This window comes from Roseivirga sp. AWQ4_251 (genome assembly GCF_056158225.1).
This window is the reverse complement of sequence record NZ_JBSWSW010000001.1, coordinates 2,328,888-2,350,188: the sequence shown is the minus strand read 5'-3', so window position 1 is coordinate 2,350,188 and position 21,301 is coordinate 2,328,888. Positions and strand designations below refer to the sequence as shown.

General features: G+C 38.9%; 16 protein-coding genes. 8 read left to right on the top strand and 8 right to left on the bottom strand.

Annotation, left to right across the window (positions count from 1 at the left end; translation table 11 throughout):
* The first annotated feature begins 81 nt into the window (after positions 1 to 81).
* A complete protein-coding gene (locus ACXACJ_RS10340) occupies positions 82 to 1,032 on the top strand; it encodes a phytanoyl-CoA dioxygenase family protein (protein ID WP_475134289.1) in 951 nt (316 codons plus the stop codon).
* Positions 1,033 to 1,228: 196 nt separating this feature from the next.
* Here ACXACJ_RS10340 and ACXACJ_RS10335 read toward each other — a convergent pair whose 3' ends face one another.
* The 5 genes from ACXACJ_RS10335 to ACXACJ_RS10315 all read right to left on the bottom strand — a co-directional run bounded on the left by ACXACJ_RS10335 (position 1,229) and on the right by ACXACJ_RS10315 (position 6,439).
* Positions 1,229 to 1,624 carry a hypothetical protein gene (locus ACXACJ_RS10335; protein WP_475134288.1) on the bottom strand — a complete coding sequence of 132 codons (396 nt, stop codon included), beginning with the start codon at positions 1,622 to 1,624 and terminating at the stop codon, positions 1,229 to 1,231.
* Between the two features lie 481 nt (positions 1,625 to 2,105).
* On the bottom strand, positions 2,106 to 2,678 hold the full coding sequence (locus tag ACXACJ_RS10330) for a hypothetical protein (protein ID WP_475134287.1): 573 nt from the start codon (positions 2,676 to 2,678) through the stop codon (positions 2,106 to 2,108).
* A 136-nt stretch (positions 2,679 to 2,814) separates the two neighbouring features.
* The gene (locus ACXACJ_RS10325) at positions 2,815 to 4,752 is read right to left on the bottom strand and encodes a DUF3732 domain-containing protein (protein WP_475134286.1); all 1,938 of its coding nucleotides are present in this window, start codon (positions 4,750 to 4,752) and stop codon (positions 2,815 to 2,817) included.
* A 2-nt stretch (positions 4,753 to 4,754) separates the two neighbouring features.
* Positions 4,755 to 5,249 carry a three component ABC system middle component gene (locus ACXACJ_RS10320; RefSeq protein ID WP_475134285.1) on the bottom strand — a complete coding sequence of 165 codons (495 nt, stop codon included), beginning with the start codon at positions 5,247 to 5,249 and terminating at the stop codon, positions 4,755 to 4,757.
* On the bottom strand, positions 5,246 to 6,439 hold the full coding sequence (locus ACXACJ_RS10315) for an ABC-three component system protein (RefSeq protein WP_475134284.1): 1,194 nt from the start codon (positions 6,437 to 6,439) through the stop codon (positions 5,246 to 5,248). Before ACXACJ_RS10315 ends, ACXACJ_RS10320 begins: the two co-directional genes overlap by 4 nt.
* A 533-nt stretch (positions 6,440 to 6,972) precedes the next feature.
* Here ACXACJ_RS10315 and ACXACJ_RS10310 point away from each other — a divergent pair.
* Positions 6,973 to 7,302: a PadR family transcriptional regulator gene (locus ACXACJ_RS10310; protein WP_475134283.1), complete on the top strand. Its 330-nt coding sequence runs from the start codon at positions 6,973 to 6,975 to the stop codon at positions 7,300 to 7,302.
* Between the two features lie 11 nt (positions 7,303 to 7,313).
* Entirely contained in the window at positions 7,314 to 9,923 is a 2,610-nt protein-coding gene (locus ACXACJ_RS10305; RefSeq protein WP_475134282.1) for an ABC transporter permease, read from the top strand.
* A 42-nt stretch (positions 9,924 to 9,965) separates the two neighbouring features.
* On the opposite strand, the gene ACXACJ_RS10300 is transcribed toward ACXACJ_RS10305, so the two are convergent.
* Positions 9,966 to 10,265 carry an HPF/RaiA family ribosome-associated protein gene (locus tag ACXACJ_RS10300; RefSeq protein WP_475134281.1) on the bottom strand — a complete coding sequence of 100 codons (300 nt, stop codon included), beginning with the start codon at positions 10,263 to 10,265 and terminating at the stop codon, positions 9,966 to 9,968.
* A gap of 462 nt (positions 10,266 to 10,727) precedes the next feature.
* Here ACXACJ_RS10300 and ACXACJ_RS10295 point away from each other — a divergent pair, with 462 nt between their 5' ends.
* From ACXACJ_RS10295 to ACXACJ_RS10275, 5 genes are all read left to right on the top strand, one after another.
* Positions 10,728 to 11,363, top strand: coding sequence for an NAD(P)-dependent oxidoreductase (locus ACXACJ_RS10295; protein WP_475134280.1), 636 nt, complete (start codon positions 10,728 to 10,730; stop codon positions 11,361 to 11,363).
* 124 nt (positions 11,364 to 11,487) lie between these two features.
* Positions 11,488 to 13,194 (top strand): tetratricopeptide repeat protein, encoded by a 1,707-nt coding sequence (locus ACXACJ_RS10290; protein WP_475134279.1) that lies wholly within the window; start codon positions 11,488 to 11,490, stop codon positions 13,192 to 13,194.
* A 239-nt stretch (positions 13,195 to 13,433) separates the two neighbouring features.
* The gene (locus ACXACJ_RS10285) at positions 13,434 to 16,208 is read left to right on the top strand and encodes a TonB-dependent receptor (RefSeq protein ID WP_475134278.1); all 2,775 of its coding nucleotides are present in this window, start codon (positions 13,434 to 13,436) and stop codon (positions 16,206 to 16,208) included.
* Between the two features lie 104 nt (positions 16,209 to 16,312).
* The gene (locus ACXACJ_RS10280) at positions 16,313 to 17,383 is read left to right on the top strand and encodes a phytase (protein ID WP_475134277.1); all 1,071 of its coding nucleotides are present in this window, start codon (positions 16,313 to 16,315) and stop codon (positions 17,381 to 17,383) included.
* A 205-nt stretch (positions 17,384 to 17,588) separates the two neighbouring features.
* The gene (locus ACXACJ_RS10275; RefSeq protein ID WP_475134276.1) at positions 17,589 to 18,218 is read left to right on the top strand and encodes a class I SAM-dependent methyltransferase; all 630 of its coding nucleotides are present in this window, start codon (positions 17,589 to 17,591) and stop codon (positions 18,216 to 18,218) included.
* Between the two features lie 14 nt (positions 18,219 to 18,232).
* Here ACXACJ_RS10275 and ACXACJ_RS10270 read toward each other — a convergent pair whose 3' ends face one another.
* Entirely contained in the window at positions 18,233 to 19,327 is a 1,095-nt protein-coding gene (locus tag ACXACJ_RS10270; RefSeq protein WP_475134275.1) for a 6-phosphofructokinase, read from the bottom strand.
* 122 nt (positions 19,328 to 19,449) lie between these two features.
* Complete coding sequence (locus tag ACXACJ_RS10265) at positions 19,450 to 21,282, bottom strand: Xaa-Pro dipeptidyl-peptidase (RefSeq protein ID WP_475134274.1); 1,833 nt, start codon at positions 21,280 to 21,282, stop codon at positions 19,450 to 19,452.
* Between the last annotated feature and the right edge of the window lie 19 nt (positions 21,283 to 21,301).

Below are 21,301 nucleotides of genomic sequence, written 5' to 3'. Positions count from 1 at the left end.
TAAGTTGATTGATGTGTTTTGAATTTTAATATTTTACTATTTGTTTTTGTGATATAATTCGAACGATTTTTTTAATTTTTTATGCTAAACAAAGCCTCAAATCTAGATGGCCTTTCATCTGAACAACGTAAGTTTCTTGAAATAAATGGATATTTAATATTAGAAGGCCTTCTTAATCCTAAGGAAATCCTAGAAATAAAGAAGCAATTAAATGAAATTAGGAACCACGAGGGACCTAGGGTAGGTGAATATGGTTATTCTAAGGTTCGGGAAGATCTTATTAGAAGGAATTCGAAATTTAAGTTGTGGAGCTTTGATCTCTTTTACAGCATTCTCAAATTTCTTTGTTCTTTCTTCCCTTTGGGAATAGTTTCCATTCAGTCAAAGTCTGCATTCTATAATGGACGGAATTCTTGGAAGATAGAATTCAGACAAATGCTGATTACAATCCGGGAACAATTTGATTCTAAGGATGAAAGAATTTGTGATCTTGTCAACAAAGGGGAAACCTTCTCAGTTTTTTATAGGCACCCAGTGATCTTAGATGCTGTAAAAAGTGTGGTGGGAGAGGATTTTAAGCTTTCTTCTCTTAATATTCGATCTCCAAAACGCAACAATAAGGCTCAAGATATGCATGTAGATTGGCCATGGGCAGTTGGGAGTGGTGAGTTTTTTGCATGTAATGCACTTTGGTTATTGGACGATATGGAAGAGTCGAATGGGTCGACAAGGCTCATCCCTGGTTCGCACAAATGGGGAAAGATTCCTTCTGAGGAAATGCAAAACCTTAAAGCTGCGCACCCTAAAGAAATCCTGATTACGGCTAAAGCTGGTGATGTTCTTTTTTTAAACTCACATACTTGGCATGGAGGAACTGCAAATGCCTCAGGGAAGCCGAGGGCTATAGTACAAAGTTATTTTGTCCATAAGGCACACCCTGCTCAACAATCGCAGAGAAACCAGATTCGAGAAACCAGTTATGATTATTTGACTGATGCGGATTTGAAAGTTCTTGATATTCCTATTAGGTAATCTATAAAGGGGTGTATTCAGGGTTCCGAATTAAGGGTTCCGGGTTTTTATTTATGTTCGCCATTCTTATTATAGCTAACGCGCAATGATTATCCGTAATAGGAACTTTTCAAAGTTCTTTAAAAGTATTGGATCGCACTAGCCTTTGCAAATGACTCAATAAGCTTATGGATGATAGTGTTTGGTAACGATATTTTTAAATTTTCAGTAGCAGATTAACTGCCCCTATTAGTATTGCAGCTGTTGATAAATACATTTCTAAATTTCTATTGAGCATTCGTTTGTCATATAGATCTCCGCCATAGGAAACTAATTTTATGTATGAACCCGATGATGGAGGAATGTACAGTCTACGGTAATTATTTAGTTGTTTTTTGATGACATTGACATCGTCAGGCATATATTCTACAATAACATAAAGTTTGCAAGTCCAGTGATTTCTCATGTATTGAATATTTTTCCAATACCTCAAATTCACCAAACCATCAAACTCTTTTCCTTTTAATAGAATCTCTTTGCTATCCTTATGGTCAACCCAGTTGATATATAGACTAAAGGAACCTACTATTATTAAGAGAGCTGATAAAGACATGTAAAAAAATGATTGCAATAATAACTACCCTCTAATTTAGAATGTATTTTCATTATCTGTTATCCATTTTTTTCTTATAATGCTTTTTTAAACCATCTAGAATTAGATGCCTTAATCTGTTCTTTCTTTTCAACTGAAAGTTTTGTGTTGCAGATTAAGGCATGTCTGCCTGATTCATCACATCTTCTTCATTTTGAAGGTTTATATATAGGCCTTCACTGATTTTCTGTATTGTTCCTATGGTTTTAATTGGCTACAACGTCAAGCTAGCAAGAGTGCGCCTAGGGCCGGGCAAGTTCCGATAAAACTAAGTGCTTCCAAAGTTTCAGAATTCACTGGGTTCTGCATGTGAAAAACTCCCACGAGCAGAAGTGAGTAGAGAGGATTGCCGATTCCCAGAGGCAGATTCATGGTCGAGTTTCATTGAGACTGGCTAAATGCTCAGTTCGCACATGCGTTCATATACAATGTTAGGTGCCGCTTACCTCGTTATGTTTGTAATTAGCCAGTTACCTGATTCTTTCGTTAGTTCTACGGTAATTTCTGGGGTCGTAACAATTCTATCAGTTCCTTCGATATAGAGTGCCTGTAACTTCACTGTTGCGGTTCCACCGTTGATTTTTTGTTCGAGAATTTCGATAGCGTTAACAGGTTCTTGAGACCAAACCCAGCGTTGATAGTCCAGAAAGTCACAATAGCCATCATAAAGAGGTTCTTCCAATTGATACTGTTCCCATGTCCACTGTCCAATGAAAGAATTGCAGCGTTGGAAGGTTCTAAGTTCGGAAGCAAAAAAGTCACTATGAAATGTTTTCAGCTTCTTCAGAGAGTCGAAGTACGGTTGATATTTCAGATATGTTTGACCGTCCTTCTCATCTGGGGTCACCAGTTGATAAATTTTGCCAGTTTCAAGCATGTTCAGATACCAGTCGTAGAATTTCGTGACTTGTTCCTTGGGCTCTAAGGTGTTCAGGGATAAAAGTAAAATCAGGAGTTTCATTCTGCGTTCTGTATAGTGAACATCTAACGGTCTCGGGTATGAAACGTAGGGCATTTCGAAGCTCTTAACTGTCCGCCTAAAACTAAGCTTGCTAAGAAACCGAAACTTGCGAAAACCACTGTCCGCCCTATGTTTTATACCCATTGTTGTGCTTTCGTGCTTTACTTTTTCTTCGACCGTGTGTGGCTTTTTACAAGTCTTCCCATTCTTCAGGAATTAGTTTTTCCCCTTTCCGCCAAACTTCGATTACTGAATTTTCGAATCTCTCATTTCTGAGATAGGCATGATCTGTAACTATTACTTGGAGTTTTGGAGTTAGAGATTCAACAACATCAAACATAAAATTGAACATCTTATTTACTGCAATATCATCTGAACTCTCACCTACTTCTACAATCTCTTCACTTTTTTCCGGAGGATAATAGACTTGGGTTGGTTGGTCAAAAACTATGAATCGGGGAGAAGGACGATCATTTTGAATGAAGTGCTTTTGGAGTGCGAATAGAATAAGTAAATGATAGGCAACCCAATTAGCTCCACTTCCAATTTGGGGCAAAGCAATTGGCTTTTTATCTGTATCGACATAAATGGTCAGTTTATTTAGATCAAACCTAATAGGCGAATCTTGGTACTCTACATCTAACTGACTAACCCATTTACTCATTTGTAAATTGATTTTATTGAGAATTGACAACAGTCTTTCTTTTTCGCTATCGGCATCTATCTGTGCTTCTAGTCGTTTTATTTGACCTTTAATGTTTTCAATCCGAATATCAAGTTCTGTATAATCGTCAACTACTTGAGTGCTTTCAAGAAACAAGCTTATTCGACCTAAAATCTTACCCCTTCTAATATTTAGATCTCGAAAAGTCTTGGCCCGTTCATTTTCCTGATAAATGGAAGCTATACTATTTTCAATATTTTTTAATTCCGTCTTTACTTTGTCTTCTTCTCCCTTTAATGAATCAATGTAAGATTGAAGCCTAGGGCTTTCTACGCTTGTTGTCTCTAAGTCTTTTCTTAGTTGGAGAAGTGAATTATTCAATTCTTGTACAGTTGGTATTGGTGTTTCCATTTCGCTTGAGCATAATGGACAGATTTCGCCTTTCTGGTTTTCCTTGCTCAGACCTAAGACGTGGATACTTGATAGCCGTATTTCTTGTTGTCGGACTTCATTGTTATAGCCAAGAGTAGTTTTGGTAAAATCACGAGCAGCTTTAAGATTATCTTCAACTTTATCTAATTCAATTCTTAATTCATTTCTTCGATCAATTAGTTCTTTCGTAACATTGTTGTCAGACTTAACTTCTAATGGTTTATACTCCCAATTAGATATTTCTCTAAGAAGTATAAATGCTTCGGCTTCATTTTCAGGTTTGGCTACGTTTTGAATAAGACCTATTTCTTTAGCTTCTTCAATTAAAGAGTAGGCTTGACTAATTCCTTCTGATTTGATTTTTTCTGACTCTCTTTTCTCACGAAGTAGCTTGTTAAGCTCCTTTTTTAATCGTGTAATTTCAGATTCAATACTTAAACTCTCCTCATTTATAGCACCAAGGAAATAGGGTAAAGTGTCTTTTATTGATTGTGGAATGAAGTCCTTATTCTGATTATAGAACAATTGATTAGGGTCTGCAACCAAGTATTGAGGTTGGTAACTATAAAATCGAGAATGTTTAAAATTTGCTTTTAATGGTTCCCTTGTTAGTAAGTCAGGAATGTGAATGTTTTCGTTGATTCCTATTTTTCGAGAGAGAAAATCTTTCAGGCTATCAATATTAAAGTTTGAATCTATTTCATCGGTCTTGGGAATGGAATCACCAATGTTTCTTATTAAACAAACTGAGGAAACAGCACTAACTTGTTTGATGTTTGGGTTTTGCCTTGCAATGAATGTTCTTTCACCATCATTGAACCTTACTACTACTGCAAAATAGTCAACTGTATCCTTAATCTTACCTTCTGAAATGTCACAGCTACTGCTAGCAAGACAGTAATCTAGAATTCCAATTATTGCCGTTTTACCTGACTTAGATTCACCCGAAATAATATTGATCTTGCCTAAATTGAATGGTAGAATTCTTGTTTCACCTGCTTTATTGTAGAGTATGATTTTTTCAATTTGCATGTTTACGGTGTTATTCTGAAAAATGAGAAAACAGAGTTGATGTTGCTATTATGTGATAACCACTTACCAAGCATTTCAGACTTTTTTAATATCATATTGACTTCATCTAAATCTTCTCCCCTGAATTTCTTGACCCTTTTGGGTGTTACTATTAATTGGCCTTTGTTATCGATCTCAATCAATTCATTTTGGATGAGAAAAAGAATTGCTTCCTTGGTAAAGGGAACCATTTGCTTAGCTCGAACTGAGAAATTGTAAAATAGGTCTTCATTATCTTCAACCCATGCAAAAAGATAGGAACGAGTAGTTTTGGGCATTCTGTCTCTAGTTTCTTTATGCAAGAGAATGGGTAGAATTATAAAGGAAAATGCAAATGGGAAATTTGAGTTCGTTGCTTTATTGTAAGAGTTCGCAGATTTTCTTATGACTTCTCCACAAAATGCAGGATTCAACAAGTTTGCAACAATTGGATTTCTTTGATTCCAAGCTTTCATCATATTAAATCTTTAAAGTTTGGATGCCAACCAATTCTTTTATTGTCGGATAATATCTGATAACTGCCACGAGTTAGATATTCTTCATTAAATTTTTCTCTGATCTTAACAGGTGGGCATTGTTTTGCAAATTGGTTTAAATAGAATTTATGGCCAATTTCCCTAATATGTTCAATCTCTTTTTCAGCACATTCATCTTGAATTATATCAAAGAGATTTTTCCAGTGATCATATAGCCTATCATCATATTCATTTTGTTCAGTTGGGCTTAAGAGCTCGAGTTTAAGCCATTTGGATCTTTGTTGATATGCTCTTCTAAAATCGCTTATTGCTCTCTTTGCAGTATTAGAAGACATGTTGATAGCAATTAGCTCTAATTGCTTAATGTAGGTTTTGTCTTTAACGTCTTTTACTTCTTGATCTGTTATTTCTAATTGCTTACCAAAGTGATTTGGTAGATTGTCCTGACTAAACGAATCTCTTATGCTGGATACCTTAGACTGTAATTCTTGGAAGCTTAGACTTTCTTTTTGACCGAGTAGGTGATTTATAGCGACTTGAAACCACCAACCTTCTAAAATTTCTAAGAAGCTGTTGATTTGATTGTATGGTGCGGATAAAGCTAATGCAGATCTCAACTTTTGAGTTATGTCATTAATATCAGCAGCAGAATCTGCTATATGAATGTTCTTCACTAGTTCTTTTTTGTTTTCAATTGAAAGACTGAGGTATTCATCATAAGCCTTCTTATTCGTAGCATTCTTAGAAGTTGTGGCAATCGAATCCATTTTTACGACCAATTCAGAAACAACGGTATCTGATTTTAAATCATCTTTTATCGTTTTTAGAAAACTATCTTCTGAGACTTCTTCTGTTGTTATAAGAGTAAAAATTGTTTTTGTTGGGTCAATTCTGCTATTGTTGATGTTATCTGCCCAAACCCTGACAGATTTCCAAAAGTCTACACTTGAATTTGTTAAGTTGGCTTTAGACTTGATTTTCAGCTTAGTCTGAAAAATTTCGATATCATTTGGAGTTTCAATTTCAATATCATCTAAGCTTTCGATTCTCAATAACGGGTTATGAATATTCCGATTTGAAAGAAGCAAGTAAAGACCATATCGAATTTGATAGAAATACCCCAAGGAGGGTTCTCTAGCTGCAAATTCCGAAATACTACTATGTTTTTCCATTCTAATTTAATGTCATTTATCTGTTCAAGCGTTTGCTAAAAACAGGCTCTTTTGGTTTTTCAGCGTTGCCTTTGCCTGTCAGCAAAACCAAATGTGCCTGTTTGCCTGTTTGCCTTTTCGCATGAAGCACAACTCGTTTATCCGCGGAATTTGCTAAAAACCTCAGCAATAACCTACTTTTGAAATAGAAACAGCATCATTTTTTCCTTAATTACTCATATTTAGCAAGTGCTTAAGTTGCCTTCGATTTGGCGGTTATTGCGGAACTACGATGGAATTATGACAACCCAAAGAAACGGATTCCGTGTTGCCCTAACTGAACCCTGAACCCTGAACCCTGAACCCTGAACCCTGAACCCTGAACCCTGAACCCTGAACCCTGAACCCTGAACCCTGAACCCTGAACCCTGAACCCTGAACCCTGAACCCTGAACCCTGAACCCTGAACCCTGAACTCTGAATTTTAATACTCTACAATTAGGAAATAACCTATTGATGGTCTTTCTTTGCAATACTTCAATTAGGAAATAACCATGGGTAAATATCAGATTGGCGAGTTTGAGGAAATAGTTTTGCTTACCATTGCCGTTTTGCATGGCGATGCTTACGGGGTGTCGATCAAAAAGCAAATCGAAGAGAAACTCAATAGAAAGGTGAGCGTGGGTGCGTTGCAGACTTGTTTAATGCGGCTTCGGGATAAAGGTTATGTAACTTCAAAAGAGGGTGAGGTAACAAGCGAGCGGGGAGGGCGCCCCAAGCGCTATTTCGAAATTACGGCTTACGGAAAGAAAACCCTTGAGGCGTCACGCGAGGTGCGCAACCAAATGTGGAACCAAATACCTCAAGTAATCCTCGACCTTTAATTTGTAGCCCTTTGAAACCTCAGCCACCCAAATTGTTTCTGGCCTTTTTCCGCTGGTTTAGCAAAAAGGATATTAGAAGCTCTATCGAAGGAGACTTAATGGAGCTTTTTGAAGAGAATCAACAGCAGAAGGGGCTCACTAAGGCCAAGCTCATCTTCATTTTTGAAGTATGCAAACTTTTCCGTCCAGGAATTATCAGATCATTTTATCCCACCTCAGTTCACATGCCTCACTTGTTTGTTAAAACCGCTTTTCGCCATCTTATTAAAAATAAGGCCTATTCGCTTATCAATTTGGTGGGGCTGGTGGTTGGCCTCACTACCGTTTTCTTTATGGCCAAATACCTAGGCTTTCACTTTACAACAGACGATTGGTGGCAGGGAAAGGAACAGGTTTATAAAGTAAGCCAAAAGGAATTTCAGGGAGAAAGATTGGTGTACGAGCGACAAGCTACTTTTTTTGGGTTTGGCCCATTCGCTAAAAATGAGTCACCTTCAGTAAAGGCCATGAGCCGCTATATCACCATCATTGAGTCGCTGGTAACAACTGAAAATGAGGCTGGAGAATTGGTGAAATACAACGAAGCGCATATTTCCGAAGTCGATCCTGATTTTTTGACCATGGTTCCTCTTATTTATTTGGAAGGTGGAGGAAAATCAGCTCTTGATAATCCCAATTCCGTGATGATCAGTGAGTCCATGGCTCGTAAATATTTTGGAGAAATCAACGCAGTAGGAAAAATGCTAAAAATGATTTCGCCTTGGGATGCTCGCAGTACCTTGCAAATCACGGGGGTGTTTAAGGATTTGCCCGCTAATTCTAGTTTTAAGTTTCAGTTCTTGAAGTCTTTGGTGGGGAAAGATCCGAAAGAAGATCCGCTTTGGGAATTCCCTTCATATAAAATCTTTCTTCAGATTGAAGAATCTACCGAAATCAAAAATCTAGAAGTCAATCTTCAACAGAAATTAGATGAAATGCCCTTTTTTAAGTCGGTAGGAAAAACCTTTGAGCTGGACTTTAAAAGCGTTAATAAAACCGAAATCAGCCAGTCGAATGCGCTACTGATTTTAGTGGGCATTTTGATTCTGGGCATTACTTGGGTGAACTACGTGAGCTTAAGCAGTGCCAAAATGCTTTCAAGGTTGAAGGAAATGGGAGTGAGGAGAATCATTGGTTCCGACAGAAAAACACTGATTATTCAATTTGTTACTGAAGGCTTGTTGCTCAATTTCATGGCTTTTTTGTTGACTCTGCTGTTGATTTACGGACTTTATCCTTTTGTTAATTCGCTCACTTTTGGCCAACTTTTGCCTCTTCAAGAATTCGCCTCATTTATCAACTTAGGCTTTGTTCTTCTGGCTTTTGTTTCAGCCTTGCTCTTTTCTTATTTGCCCATTCGTCCTTTTTTGTCCAATACGCCCACTTTTTTACTCAAAGGCCAAGTTTCAAAAAAAGGAACCAAACAAAGGGTTCAAAGTGTATTGGTGGTTTTTCAGTTTTCCATTTCCATCATTTTGCTGGTGAGTGTTTATGTGATTATGAACCAGCTTCAGCTTTTGAGAAATCAGGATTTTCAACCCGATTTAAACCAAACTCTGATTATAAAAACCACCAAAGATGGTTGGGATGGAAAACTCAAGCAACTCAGTACATTTAAGCATAATGCCCGTTCGTTGGCTCAGGTTAAGAGTGTGGCTTCTTCTACTAGAGCTCCAGGGCAAAGTCTTGGGCCTTCAATTTTTAAAGTTCAAGGCAGTAGTTTAGAAACGCAAATCTCGCTTTTGGGTGTCGATTCAGACTATTTTGAGCTATATGGAATTCCTCTTTTGGAAGGCGAGGCTTTTGAAAATGATCGTTTTGCCTTTAACAGGCGCTCTGTGATTTTAAGCCGTTCGGCTGCTTTGGCTCTTGGTTTTGAAAATTTGAAAGATGCTCTTGGTAAAAAAATTGAAAGCAATCGGTTTACATCCAATGAACTTCCAACTGTGATTGGCGTGGTTGAAGACTATCATCATCAGTCTGTGAAAGATGGATTGCAGCCCTTTATTTTCGATTATAATCCTTTTCGCGGGCATATTTCAGTGAAGTTTGAAGCCGCTACTTTTGGTGATTATGCTTCGCTTTCAAAGGCCATAGAAATGCTGGAAAAGGAATGGGATACGGTTTATCCCGGTCAGGTATTCGATTATTATTTTGCCGATCAGGCTTTTAATGAACAATACATGGAAGAAACCCTTTTTCAAGAAATATTTACCGTTTTTGGAGGCGTTTCGGTTACCATTACCTGTTTGAGTTTGATCGGATTGTCAATGTTTGCGGCTGCAAAACGAAGAAAAGAAGTGGGCATAAGAAAGACATTGGGCGCTTCTGTATTTCGGATTTTCATGCTCTTCAGCGGAAGGTTTCTTTCCCAAATTATGATTGCCTGTGTTATTGGCGCTCCAACGGCCTATTTTCTCATGAAACAGTGGCTTACCGATTTTTCTTACCAAACAGAAATTTCAGTATTTACCATCCTGTGGCCTTGTCTGCTCATGTTTGCCATTGCTTGGATGGCTTTGAGTTATGAAACGATTAAAGCCGCCTTAGTAAATCCAGTTGATGTACTGAAAGATGACTAAGAACGGCTTTTATTGAGTCTAAGGTTGTAAATCTTAAGTGAATTAATGGGTTACCATTTCACTTTTACGTTTTTCCAGAAGCACTTCCAGCTCTTTAATGGTATGAGCCACGGCAGCCTCATGCGATTCTTCCTGAGAAGAGGCAAAAATTCTTGGACCAGGGCAACTTAATCTGATTTCACAGATTTTTCCTTTGCCATGCGAATCGTTTTCTTCTTTAAAGAAAACATCAGCCCGAATGAGCCATTTGTATTTTTCCTTCAAATGACTCAGTTTCTCTTCCACCAACCTTTCGGCAATGGAGTTGGAAGAAGTATGAACAAATTGAATTATAGTATCCATGTTTTATGCTTGTTTAAGTAAAAGATAATGATGGGTGAAGTGAGTTTCTGCCAAGTGTTTATCTCCACAGGTTTTAGATTTCAAAAGACCAATCGAATATCACGTTTAACCGCATCTATTGTGATAACAACAGCCCAAAACGCAAATGGTTAGAGCTTTTGTAGGCTTGTGAAAAGGATCAAGGGTTATTTCAGACTTAAGCATTATGAGCAAGCTTTTGAATTTCATAGCTTTACACCATTAGAATCTCTTTATAAAATATTCCTCTTTTGAATAGTGAGAAGCTGGCTTTCTCGCTCATTTCTATTCGCTGATTTAGGCGAAATCAATATTCTATTTTCAAATTTTTGGTCGCTTACGGAAACTGTAAAGATGAGCACTTTGTGAAGTTCAGGCTAAAACGAAACTCTCAGCAAAGCAGTTCGAACAGGCAAGTGACCTAACTCATTAAATGAATCTAACATGCGTAGATATAAATCAATTGCCGTGCTTGGTGGCGCGGGCAGAACAGGCAAAATTCTAGTTGCTTATTTATTAAATCAGGGTTTTGGTGTGAAACTTTTGATTCGTAATCCAGTGGATTTCGATTTCAAACATTCAAATCTCCAAATAGCAAAAGGCGATGCTTTGGATTATTCTAAAATCGAAGAATTACTGAAAGGAACCGATGCCGTTTTGAGTGCATTAGGTCAAAGGCAAGGTGAGCCTTTGGTAGCGAAAGGGGTTACGGAACATGTTTTACGAGCCATGCAAAAGTTCGGTATTTCAAAATATGTTGTACTGGCTGGTATTAATGTCGATACTCCTTTCGATCGTAAGGGAATAGAAACTCAAGCGGCTACCGATTGGATGAAAATGAAGTTTCCAGAAATTCATCAAAACCGACAGGAGTCATATGAGGTTTTGCTGCAATCCGAAGCGGAATGGACTTTGGTTCGTGTGCCGATGATAGACTTTAGCGAAAAGGTTGAACCCATAATCGTGGATATTGAAGACTGTAAAGGTCAAAAAGTTACGGCAGGTTCTATTGCCGTTTTCATGACTGAGCAGCTTCAAAGTGATGAGTTTGTCCGAAAGGCTCCCTTTCTAGCAAATTAGAGGTAATGAAGAGGTCACTTTGAAAACTTAAACTTTTGAGGTGGCCTCTTTTGTTAGCAATTCTTTACATAAACTTCAAATTGCCTAGTTATTAAACTAACATTAGCGGTTTAGCTTGCCGATTGTGAAGCGAACTGTACTTTTTCCTCTGATTTTTCTGTTTGTTTCGGTTGTGGCTAATGCTCAAATCCGAAGCAATAACGTGCTAATTCCTACCTCCAGCAACTCGGCCAATACGCTTTCTGTTCAGCTGAGGTCATTTAATGAATTGGGGTCGTTTTACGCCTCAACGGATCCAGATTCAGCATTTTATTATGCGAAACTGGCTTTGGAAGAAGCTGAAGAAACAGGGAATGATTTTGATTATGCCAAGGCAAAACGCACCATGGGGCAGGTGTTCTATTTGCAAGGTGCTTATGACAATGCCATTGCCTATTTAACCGATGCGCTGGAAGTTTTTCAGCAAATGGACGAAAAAGCAGAGACCTCCAAAACCTTACTTTCTTTGGGTGCGGCTTATCAATTCCATGATTTATGGGCTAAGGCATTGCAGGAATTTCACGCGGCAAGGATCATGTTTTTGGATTTGGGCGATATGGTGGGCTTGGCAGAAACTTATGGAGTGATTGGTCATTATTATGAGAAAACCGCGGTTTACGATAGTGCTTTTTATTATCAGAAGAAGGCTTTGGGCTTGTATAAGCAACTGGATAACAATCGGGGGCTGGCGATTATTTACGATAACATCGGCAGTATTTATGAAGACCTCGAGAAATTCGAAGAAGCTTACGACTATTTTGTGCTCTCTGCCAAATACGATTCCTTAAGCCAAAATTTGCCTGCTTTGGTGAACACACTCAACAATTTGGGAGACACTTACCGGAAGCGAGGCATGGTTTCAGAGGCTGTTGGCTATACCAACAAAGCCCTGAAATTGGCAGACTCACTTCATTTGAATTATGAGATTTTGAGTGCCTATCATGATTTAGCGAAGGTTTACAGAGCCAATAAACGCGAGGATCTAGCGCTGATCTACTACGATAGCGCCTATGAATTTTCTCAAGATTTGTTCAATTCACAGATCGCTGGTCAGATTGCGAACTTTCAAACCCTTTATGAAACGCAGGAAAAGGAACAGGCCATCGTAAGGCTGGAAGCGGAGCAGAAAATCAGCAGACAAACCCGGAATTCTTTGATTTTGGGAACGGTTACCCTATTGCTTTTTGGAGGAGTGGTTTTCTATCAAGAAAGAACCAAGCGTTTTAAAGAGAAGCGATTTTTTGAAGCTGAAAAATCATTGGACAATGAAAAAATCAAGAATGCTGAGTTGAAGCGAAAAACTTTGGCCGCTGAACTTGAAAACAAAAGACTGAAGGAAGAACAGCTTCATGCTGAATTGGAATCGCGAAGCCGTGAACTCACTTCAAAGGCTTTACACATTATTCAGAAGAATAAGTTGCTAAGGGAATTGAAAGAACAGATTGATGGCTTGCAAAAAGAAACCAAAGACAGGACAAAGTCTAAATCTTTGAAGCAAGTTGCCGGACTGATCAACGAAGGTTTTCACTTCGATAAAGACTGGGAAGAATTTGAGAGCACCTTTGATCAGGTTCACTCCGAATTTTTTGAAAAGCTAAAAGAAAAGTTTCCAAAACTTACTTCATCGGAGCTTAGACTTTGCACTTTAATTCGCTTGAATTTGAATTCGAAAGATATGGCAGCCATTTTGGCGATTTCTCAAGACAGCCTTCGGATTGCGCGCTATCGTTTACGCAAAAAATTGGGACTTCAACAAGGAGAAAACCTCACGAGTTTTATTGTTGGACTCTAAGTTTTAGAGCAAAGTCTCCATGAAAAGGTCTTCAAATCCGATTTTCTATTCAGAATCATGAAATTTCATTGTTTACATAAGATCTGTTTTAACTTATTGAAAATCAATTTGTTGTTAGTGGTTGTTGCCTTTTTGTTTACGCAAAATGCCCATCTCTTGCCTTTTTCATAACCTTTAAGCAACACCCAGTTTTTGTTAGGTTTTCAGTTTTGTGTCAATCAAAACCTAATCAAAATCACATGACGAAACTTTTACACACGTTATTGTTATCACTTCTTATTAGTACTGTGGCTGTGGCCCAAAACGGTATTATCAGTGGTAGAATTACTGACGAAGTTGGGCTTGGCTTGCCGGGTGCGACTGTTTTTATTACAAGCATTAACAAAGGAAGTATTACCGATGTAAATGGAAATTTCACCATGGTTGAAGTGCCAGAAGGAGCTTACCAAATCATGGTTTCTTATGTAGGGTACAAAAAGCACGAGCAGAACATTACTGTAACTGCCGGAACTACTACCGAAATGAATGTATCACTTGAGCCAGGTTATACTGAAGCTGGTGAGGTGATTGTAATCGGAGATAGATTGAAAGGTCAGGCGAAGGCTTTGAACCAGCAAAGAACTAACGCGAACATCACTAACGTTGTTTCTGCTGATCAAGTAGGTCGTTTTCCTGATGCAAACATTGGAGATGCCCTTAAGCGTATTCCAGGTATCACCATTCAAAATGACCAAGGTGAAGCCAGAAACATCATCATCAGAGGTTTGGCGCCAGCTTTGAACTCTGTGACTTTGAACGGAGAAAGAATTCCTTCCGCAGAAGGTGACAACAGAAACATTCAATTGGACCTTATTCCTTCTGATATGATTCAAACAATTCAGGTAAACAAGGCGGTATTGCCAAATATGGATGCCGATGCAATTGGTGGTTCTGTAAACTTGGTAACGCGTTCTGAACCAACTGGCGAGCGTATTTCAGGAACTTTGGCTTCTGGTTACAACTTCCTTTCTAACAAACCTATTTGGACAGGTTCTTTAATTGCTGCCGATCGTTTCGCAAATGGTAAACTAGGGGCTGTACTTTCTGCTTCTTACAATAACCACAACTTTGGTTCAGATAATGTTGAGGCTGTTTGGATTCAAGGAGATGATGGAAACACTTACATCGATGAGTTGGATATCAGAGAATACCGCGTTCAGCGAATCAGAAGAAGTGCCAACTTGGCTTTGGATTACCAAATCAACAAGAACAACAAAATTTATCTTTCAGGTACTTACAACTGGAGAGATGACTGGGAAAACCGTTTCAGAATGCGTGTTTCTCAATTGGAAGATGCCTTCAACGATGGTGACTTTACTTCTCTTGGAAACAATAAATACAATGTTTCTGCTGCCAGAGTTGAATTTCAAACCAAAGGTGGTATTGGAAACGATAGAGTTGACAATCGTAGATTAGAAGATCAAAGAAATAGAAACCTTTCTCTAAAAGGTGAACACCAATTAGATAAGTTGAAAATTAACTGGTCCGCTACTTATGCAAAAGCTTCTGAAGAAAGACCGAATGAAAGGTACTTGAGCTACAGATCTAAAAAGCAGGATGTAACTGTTGACTTGAATGATCCCAAATTCCCATTGGCGATTTTGACCAACCCAGCTGATAACTTGGGAATTGAGTTTAATGAGCTTTCTGAGCAGTATAGCTACACTTTCGATAGAGATGTGAACAGCAAATTGGACTTTTCTCTTCCTTTGTCTAACAAAGCGGTATTGAAATTTGGAGCAAGAGCAAGGCTTAAGAAAAAGGAGAGAAACAATAACTTCTTCTCTTACGAGCCAGTTGACGAAGATGCTTTCGGAGCAACTATCGCTGATGTTCCCAACGGAAACTACTCTGATTCAGACTTTTTACCTGGTGGTAAGTACCAAGTTGGAACGTTTGCAACGCCTCAGTTTTTGGGTAGCATTAACTTAAACTCAGGTCAATTCGATAAAGTAGATGTTCCTGAAGAGTATTTGGCTGGTAACTATTCTGCTACTGAAAACATCATTGCCGGTTACGCCATGTCTGATGTTCAATTAAACGACAAACTTTCGGCAATTTTCGGATTGAGAGTAGAGTCAACTAGCGTTGATTATACAGGTTATGTATATGATATTGATGATGAAGAAGGTGATGGTAAAGTAGAAGATTCTAAAAACTACACCAACTTTATGCCAGGTGTTCACTTGAACTATAACTTCACGGATTACTCAATCTTGAGATTCGCTTTCACTAACACTATCGCCAGGCCAAACTATTACGATCTTGTTCCTTACGTTCAGTACAGTATCGAAGACCAAGAATTAGAGAAAGGTAACCCAGATTTGAAGCCTACTACTTCAATGAACTTTGATTTGATGTACGAAAACTACTTCCAAAACATCGGTATCGTTTCTGGTGGTGCTTTCTACAAAAACGTAGATAACTTCATCTATCCTCAAAGGGTTGAAGGTTACAATGATCCTGTTTATGGTAACGATCTTCAGTTTACAACTTCCCTTAATGGTGGTACTGCGGATATTTTTGGATTCGAATTCTCTTTCCAAAGACAAATCTGGAAAGGTTTAGGTTTATACTTGAACTACACCTTCACAGAATCTAGCACAACAGGTATTCAAGGTAGAGAAGCTGATGACCTTTCTTTGCCAGGAACAGCCAAGAACATGTTCAACGCTTCACTTTCATACGAAACTGATAAGTTGGTTTTGAGAGCTTCTTTGAACTACGCTAGCGATTATATCGATGAATTGGGTGGAGAAAACTTCGAAGATAGATTCTACGACAAGCAAACTTTCTTAGACCTTAATGGATCTTATGCATTCACTAAAAACTGGAGATTCTTCTTCGAGGTGAACAACTTGACTAATCAGCCATTGCGCTACTACCAAGGCATTAGCTCTAGAACCATGCAGGCTGAATACTACAATGTAAGATTCAACGCAGGTCTTAAGTTCGATTTGTTCAACAACCAATAATTGAAATAGGTGGTTTGATAAAATAAGGTCGCCCTGAGCTTGTCTCAGGGTAGACTTTTTTGGTAAAACCCTCTCTTTTTATCAACACGCCTACTTTATATCTTATGAAAAAAGCAACACCAATAGTTTTTTTGGCGCTTGCAGCGAGTGTTCTAACTTGCGGCAAGTCTGAAAAAACTGGCAATACAATAGAAGAGAAAGTAAAGCCAACCCTGGTTACCGAAGCTACCAAACACGATACAGACGATCCTGCAATTTGGGTCAATCCAAATGATCCTGCGCAAAGCATGATTATTGGAACGGATAAAGATGTTGATGGAGCTCTATATGCCTTCGATTTAGAAGGAAAAATCATTCCTGAAAGAACGGTAAGAAATCTACAAAGACCCAATAATGTAGATATTGAATATGGTTTGGTTGTGGGAAATGATACTGTAGATATTGCAGTTACCGGAGAGCGTTTAACGCATAACATGCGCATTTTTTCTTTGCCTGAAATGAAGCCTATCGACAATGGTGGAATTCCAGTTTTTGAAGGTGAAGAAGGTGCCGAATTCCGTGATCTCATGGGAGTAGCCCTTTATAAACGTCCATCAGACGGAGCCATTTTCGCTATTATGGGGAGAAAAGCTGGTCCTAGAGAAGGTTCTTATTTATGGCAATATCTTTTAGAAGGTACCGATGAAGGAACTGTAAAAGCTACTTTGGTTAGAAAATTCGGAATCTTTAGTGGGGTTAAGGAAATTGAAGCGATTGCTGTAGATGATGAATTGGGCTATGTGTATTACTCTGACGAGAACATAGGCGTGAGAAAGTATCATGCCGATCCAGAAATGGGAAATGAAGAACTTGCTTTATTCGGCACTGAAGGTTTTACCGATGATCATGAAGGTATTTCTATTTTTGATTCGGGAAATGGTAAAGGATTTATTCTGGTTTCTGATCAGCAAGCCAATCAATTTCAGATTTTCTCTAGAGAAGGGGTTTCAGGAAATCCTCACGATCATAAACTGCTGAAAGTGGTGAAGGTATCGACCAATGAGAGCGATGGTTCCGAAATTAGTAATGTCGCTTTTAATGAGACGTTTAAGAACGGAATTTTCGTGGCTATGTCTGATAACAGAACTTTTCAGTACTACAAAATAGAAGATGTTCTAGGTGATTTATTGAAGTAATCAAAGCTGAGTTATGAAATTTTACTCTTCTCGAATTGGGTGTGAACTTAGCTCGAGAAGAGTTTTTATTTACACTTAATTCCATTCAAAGACCTTTTTTTCAACATGAAAAGAGAATATCTTTGGTAAAATTCAAAAAACCTGTTCTACTTAGGTAGAACCGTGGTTAGTACTTTTATAATTTTTCGGCCGATTCATAACTTGTATGTCAACCCCTCCATTAAAAAGAAGATTACGTAGATATTGGCAGAAGTCAGGACCCGCCAGATATCTAAAGAACCGAAGAAATAGAATTCTTGATAGACTTTGCGAGGGTAATATTTTTAGGGTTCACAAAGAGCCGTTCAGTATTCTGGAAGTAGGATGTAACCGAGGGAAAGATTTAATTAAGTTTTTGGATGGCCGCAATGATCTTAAAATCTACGGGATCGATGTTCAGGATTTAAATATCAGACAAGAGAATTTCGAGTTCATTAATGCTGATGCTGAGCAAATGGATTTTCCTGATAAGCATTTCGATTTAGTAATCAGTTTCGGTATGATGGAACATATTGAACCGATTGAAAAGCTTTCTAGGATATTGAAAGAGATAGATAGAGTTGCTAAGTCATATTTAATTGTAGTTCCTAGTATTGATACTCCTTTTGAACCTCATGTAGGCAGATTTTTCTGGCAACTTAGAAGCCATAATAAAAAGAAGGCTTTTCGAAAATTGAATTATTATAGTGATGAAGCCTGGCTTCAGTTCGAAGGTTTCTCTGGCGCTAAAGTCAAACGTTTCTACTATATCCCTATGCTTGTAAAGAACCTTGTGATATACAAAAACGGGAATTAGGCTATTCTACACAGTTAATCACCAAACGAAATACCAACACCTTTTGCAGCTTTTACAAGAGAAGAATCAGGGTTGACCATCTTTACACTTTCAGTAGCGGCTTCTAAAGGAACCGTTCCAATTTGGTTGTTTTTGAAAGTCACCATTTTTCCGAAGTCACCTTGCAAGGCCATTTCCATTGCTTTAACTCCAAATTGAGTAGCTAATAATCGATCGAATGGAGTAGGGGTTCCTCCTCTTTGTAAATGCCCCAAAACAATTTCTCTGATATCGGCCTTGCAGCCAGCTTCTTTTAATTGGTGACTTAGTTCAAAAGCAACTCCCCCCAATCTTACGTTCTGATAACCGAATTCATCACTTTCTTTGGCGGTGATTGAACCGTCTTTAGGTTTTGCTCCTTCTGCAATTACAATGTTTACAAAACCTCTTCCGTTTTTATAACGAGCTTCAATACGCTCCTTTACCTTTTGTATGTCATATGGGATTTCTGGGATCAGGCATAATTCGGCCCCGCCAGCAATGGCGCTGTGTAAAGCAATCCATCCTGAATTTCTCCCCATTACCTCCAAAATCATTACTCTATGGTGGCTTTCGGCCGTAGAAACGAGCTTGTCTACCGCGTGAGTTGCTTCATCTACCGCGGTTTGGAAGCCGAATGTATAATCGGTACAAGCAAGGTCGTTATCGATGGTTTTGGGTACGCCAATCACTGGCATTCCCTTATCAAAAAGTCTTTTGCTAAGCCTTTGGGAGCCATCCCCGCCAATGCTGATCACGGCTGAAAATCCCATCGATTTGATTTTTTCTACCATTTCATCAGAACGATCGACCATCATTTTTTCACCATTGGGGAGCGTTTTTACAAAATTGAATGGGTCGGACTTTGTGGTTGTTCCTAAAATGGTACCTCCTTTAACATGAATGCCAGCAATTCGCTGATTGTCCAGTCTGATGATTTCTTGTGGATCGCGCAAAACACCATTGTAAGCCTCAATACTTCCGTAAACTTCAACATTGTTTTCTTGATCTGCACGTTTTACAATGGCTCTGATCACGGCATTTAAACCTGGGCAATCGCCACCGCCAGTCAGTACGAGTATTTTTTTCATGGAAAGGAATTTGTTGGGTTGGTTCTGTTAGAGGTTTAACAGAAAAGCCCTTCAAAAGTTGGTTTTTACCTAGCTTAATATGGCTGGCAAACTCATTTCTTTTGAAGGGCTTTTGGCCTTATTTATTTAATCGCTTTTTCCAGAGCAGTTTTTCCTCCTACTACAGGAATCGAAATGGTAGTTCCGTTTAAGTCGACTGTTAGTTCGGTGCCTGGTTCTGGCCAAAGGGTGAAATCTCGATCTGTTGACATGATCATTAAACCGATTTGCTGGCCAGCTTCGATAATTTGATCATCAGGTTGAAGTTCGAATGACATTTCATAGAATTTGCTAGGAACAAGCGGCTCACTTTCTCTTAATGATTTGTAATTCTGAGGGTCTGCCCAGCCGCGAGTGATTAAGTTGTCTGTTATTTTACTATTTCTTCCTTCTCTCCATGGCAATGAAACCAACCAAACAGAAAGGTTAGCTGCTGGTTTACTACTTGCCAACTTAATATTCACCTTCACTTTACCAGAAATGTGAACAGGTTCCTTCAAAGTAGGTGTTACATACAACAAACGATGATCAGTATTTTCTGCCTGGGCAAGTGTAGTGCCTGAAAAGGAATAATTGTCAACCAAAGTCTCAGTGCCTTGATTCGAACTTTGAGTAGTACTTAAGCCTCCTTTTTCTGGAGCTCCTTTGGATAAAAACATTTGAACCAGCTGAGCTGCTGGGTTTGGGTAATCAGCATAAGGAGTAGGCTCACCTTGAGCATCGTTTTCACGAACAATCCATGCTTTAGGATCATTCTCTACAACATTTTCAACGCCATGAAGATATCGTGTAAACCACTTGTTCATCATGCTTACAGGCGGAGGGCCTCCATGTCCGTTTTGGTGATAATAAATCTGATGCGGTAAGCCTTTGGCCTTTACAGCTTCATAAATTCTCAGACTATGCTCGGGCACCACATTCCAGTCGTTAAATCCATGAGACATAAGCAAAGCCGCCTTCATTGGGCCGAGGTCGTTAAGGTAATCACGGCCTGCCCAGAAATCGTTGTAGTCACCCGTAACTCTATCCATACCTTGGGCCATTTCAGTGTCCCGAATTACCTTGTCGCTGTATGCTCTTTTGGATTCATCTCCACTATGGATAAAATCGTAAAGCACATCAATGTCTTCGCCTAACCATCCGCCAGGATGCCTAATCAAACCATTAGATCTATAATAATGGTAGTAAGAAGTGTTTGGCGCTACTGGAATAATGGCTTCCAAGCCGTCTACTCCGGTGGTAGCTGCTGCTAAAGGAAGGGTTCCGTTGTAAGAAGTTCCTGTCATTCCTACTTTGCCCGTACTCCAAAATGCTTCTACTTTTTCATTGCCATCTGGGGTTGTATAGCCATTGGCGCGGCCATTTAGCCAGTCAATTACAGCTTTAGGCGCTAGAGATTCATTATCTCCACCCACGGTTGGCGACCCTTGAGAAAGGCCAGTTCCCGGAGAAGAGGAGTGAACCACGATATAGCCTCTTGGTACCCAAGTTTTGATTTGTGAATTAGAAATGATTGGTCTTTCACCTCTTCTTTTGATTGGTTCTGGGTGTTTTCTTTCCTTGGGTTGAGTGCCTAATTCTTGTCTTACATCCCAAAGTACACCGTTGGCCAAAGAAGCGGTTCCTGCGTAATATGGGCTTGATTCATAAACAATCGGAAGTTTTAATCCCTCAGTTTCAGTTTGTGGAGGGCGAGTAACATCCACATGTACTCTGTCTGGCTTACCATCTCCATCGCTGTCAAATTCTGTTTCTACCCAAAGGTCATGCCTGATCCAAGTGTCAGGATTATTGAATTCGGGAACGATTTGAGCTTCGCCATCTTTGAAAATGGGTTTTACTTTTTGAGCGTTTAATCCGATACTAAAGAAGAGAAGCATCAGTATTGAGTAGGCTCGTTTTGAGTTGAATTTCATATTCGTTTGAGTGTTTTAT

Excerpts from the sequence above, each read along its gene's own strand:
- ACXACJ_RS10275 (WP_475134276.1), top strand. The coding sequence starts at position 17,589 with ATGTCAACCCCTCCATTAAAAAGAAGATTACGTAGATATTGGCAGAAG.
- ACXACJ_RS10330 (WP_475134287.1), bottom strand. The coding sequence starts at position 2,678 with ATGCCCTACGTTTCATACCCGAGACCGTTAGATGTTCACTATACAGAA.
- ACXACJ_RS10265 (WP_475134274.1), bottom strand. The coding sequence starts at position 21,282 with ATGAAATTCAACTCAAAACGAGCCTACTCAATACTGATGCTTCTCTTC.
- ACXACJ_RS10295 (WP_475134280.1), top strand. The coding sequence starts at position 10,728 with ATGCGTAGATATAAATCAATTGCCGTGCTTGGTGGCGCGGGCAGAACA.
- ACXACJ_RS10270 (WP_475134275.1), bottom strand. The coding sequence starts at position 19,327 with ATGAAAAAAATACTCGTACTGACTGGCGGTGGCGATTGCCCAGGTTTA.
- ACXACJ_RS10280 (WP_475134277.1), top strand. The coding sequence starts at position 16,313 with ATGAAAAAAGCAACACCAATAGTTTTTTTGGCGCTTGCAGCGAGTGTT.
- ACXACJ_RS10300 (WP_475134281.1), bottom strand. The coding sequence starts at position 10,265 with ATGGATACTATAATTCAATTTGTTCATACTTCTTCCAACTCCATTGCC.
- ACXACJ_RS10340 (WP_475134289.1), top strand. The coding sequence starts at position 82 with ATGCTAAACAAAGCCTCAAATCTAGATGGCCTTTCATCTGAACAACGT.
- ACXACJ_RS10335 (WP_475134288.1), bottom strand. The coding sequence starts at position 1,624 with ATGTCTTTATCAGCTCTCTTAATAATAGTAGGTTCCTTTAGTCTATAT.
- ACXACJ_RS10285 (WP_475134278.1), top strand. The coding sequence starts at position 13,434 with ATGACGAAACTTTTACACACGTTATTGTTATCACTTCTTATTAGTACT.
- ACXACJ_RS10325 (WP_475134286.1), bottom strand. The coding sequence starts at position 4,752 with ATGCAAATTGAAAAAATCATACTCTACAATAAAGCAGGTGAAACAAGA.
- ACXACJ_RS10310 (WP_475134283.1), top strand. The coding sequence starts at position 6,973 with ATGGGTAAATATCAGATTGGCGAGTTTGAGGAAATAGTTTTGCTTACC.
- ACXACJ_RS10315 (WP_475134284.1), bottom strand. The coding sequence starts at position 6,439 with ATGGAAAAACATAGTAGTATTTCGGAATTTGCAGCTAGAGAACCCTCC.
- ACXACJ_RS10320 (WP_475134285.1), bottom strand. The coding sequence starts at position 5,249 with ATGATGAAAGCTTGGAATCAAAGAAATCCAATTGTTGCAAACTTGTTG.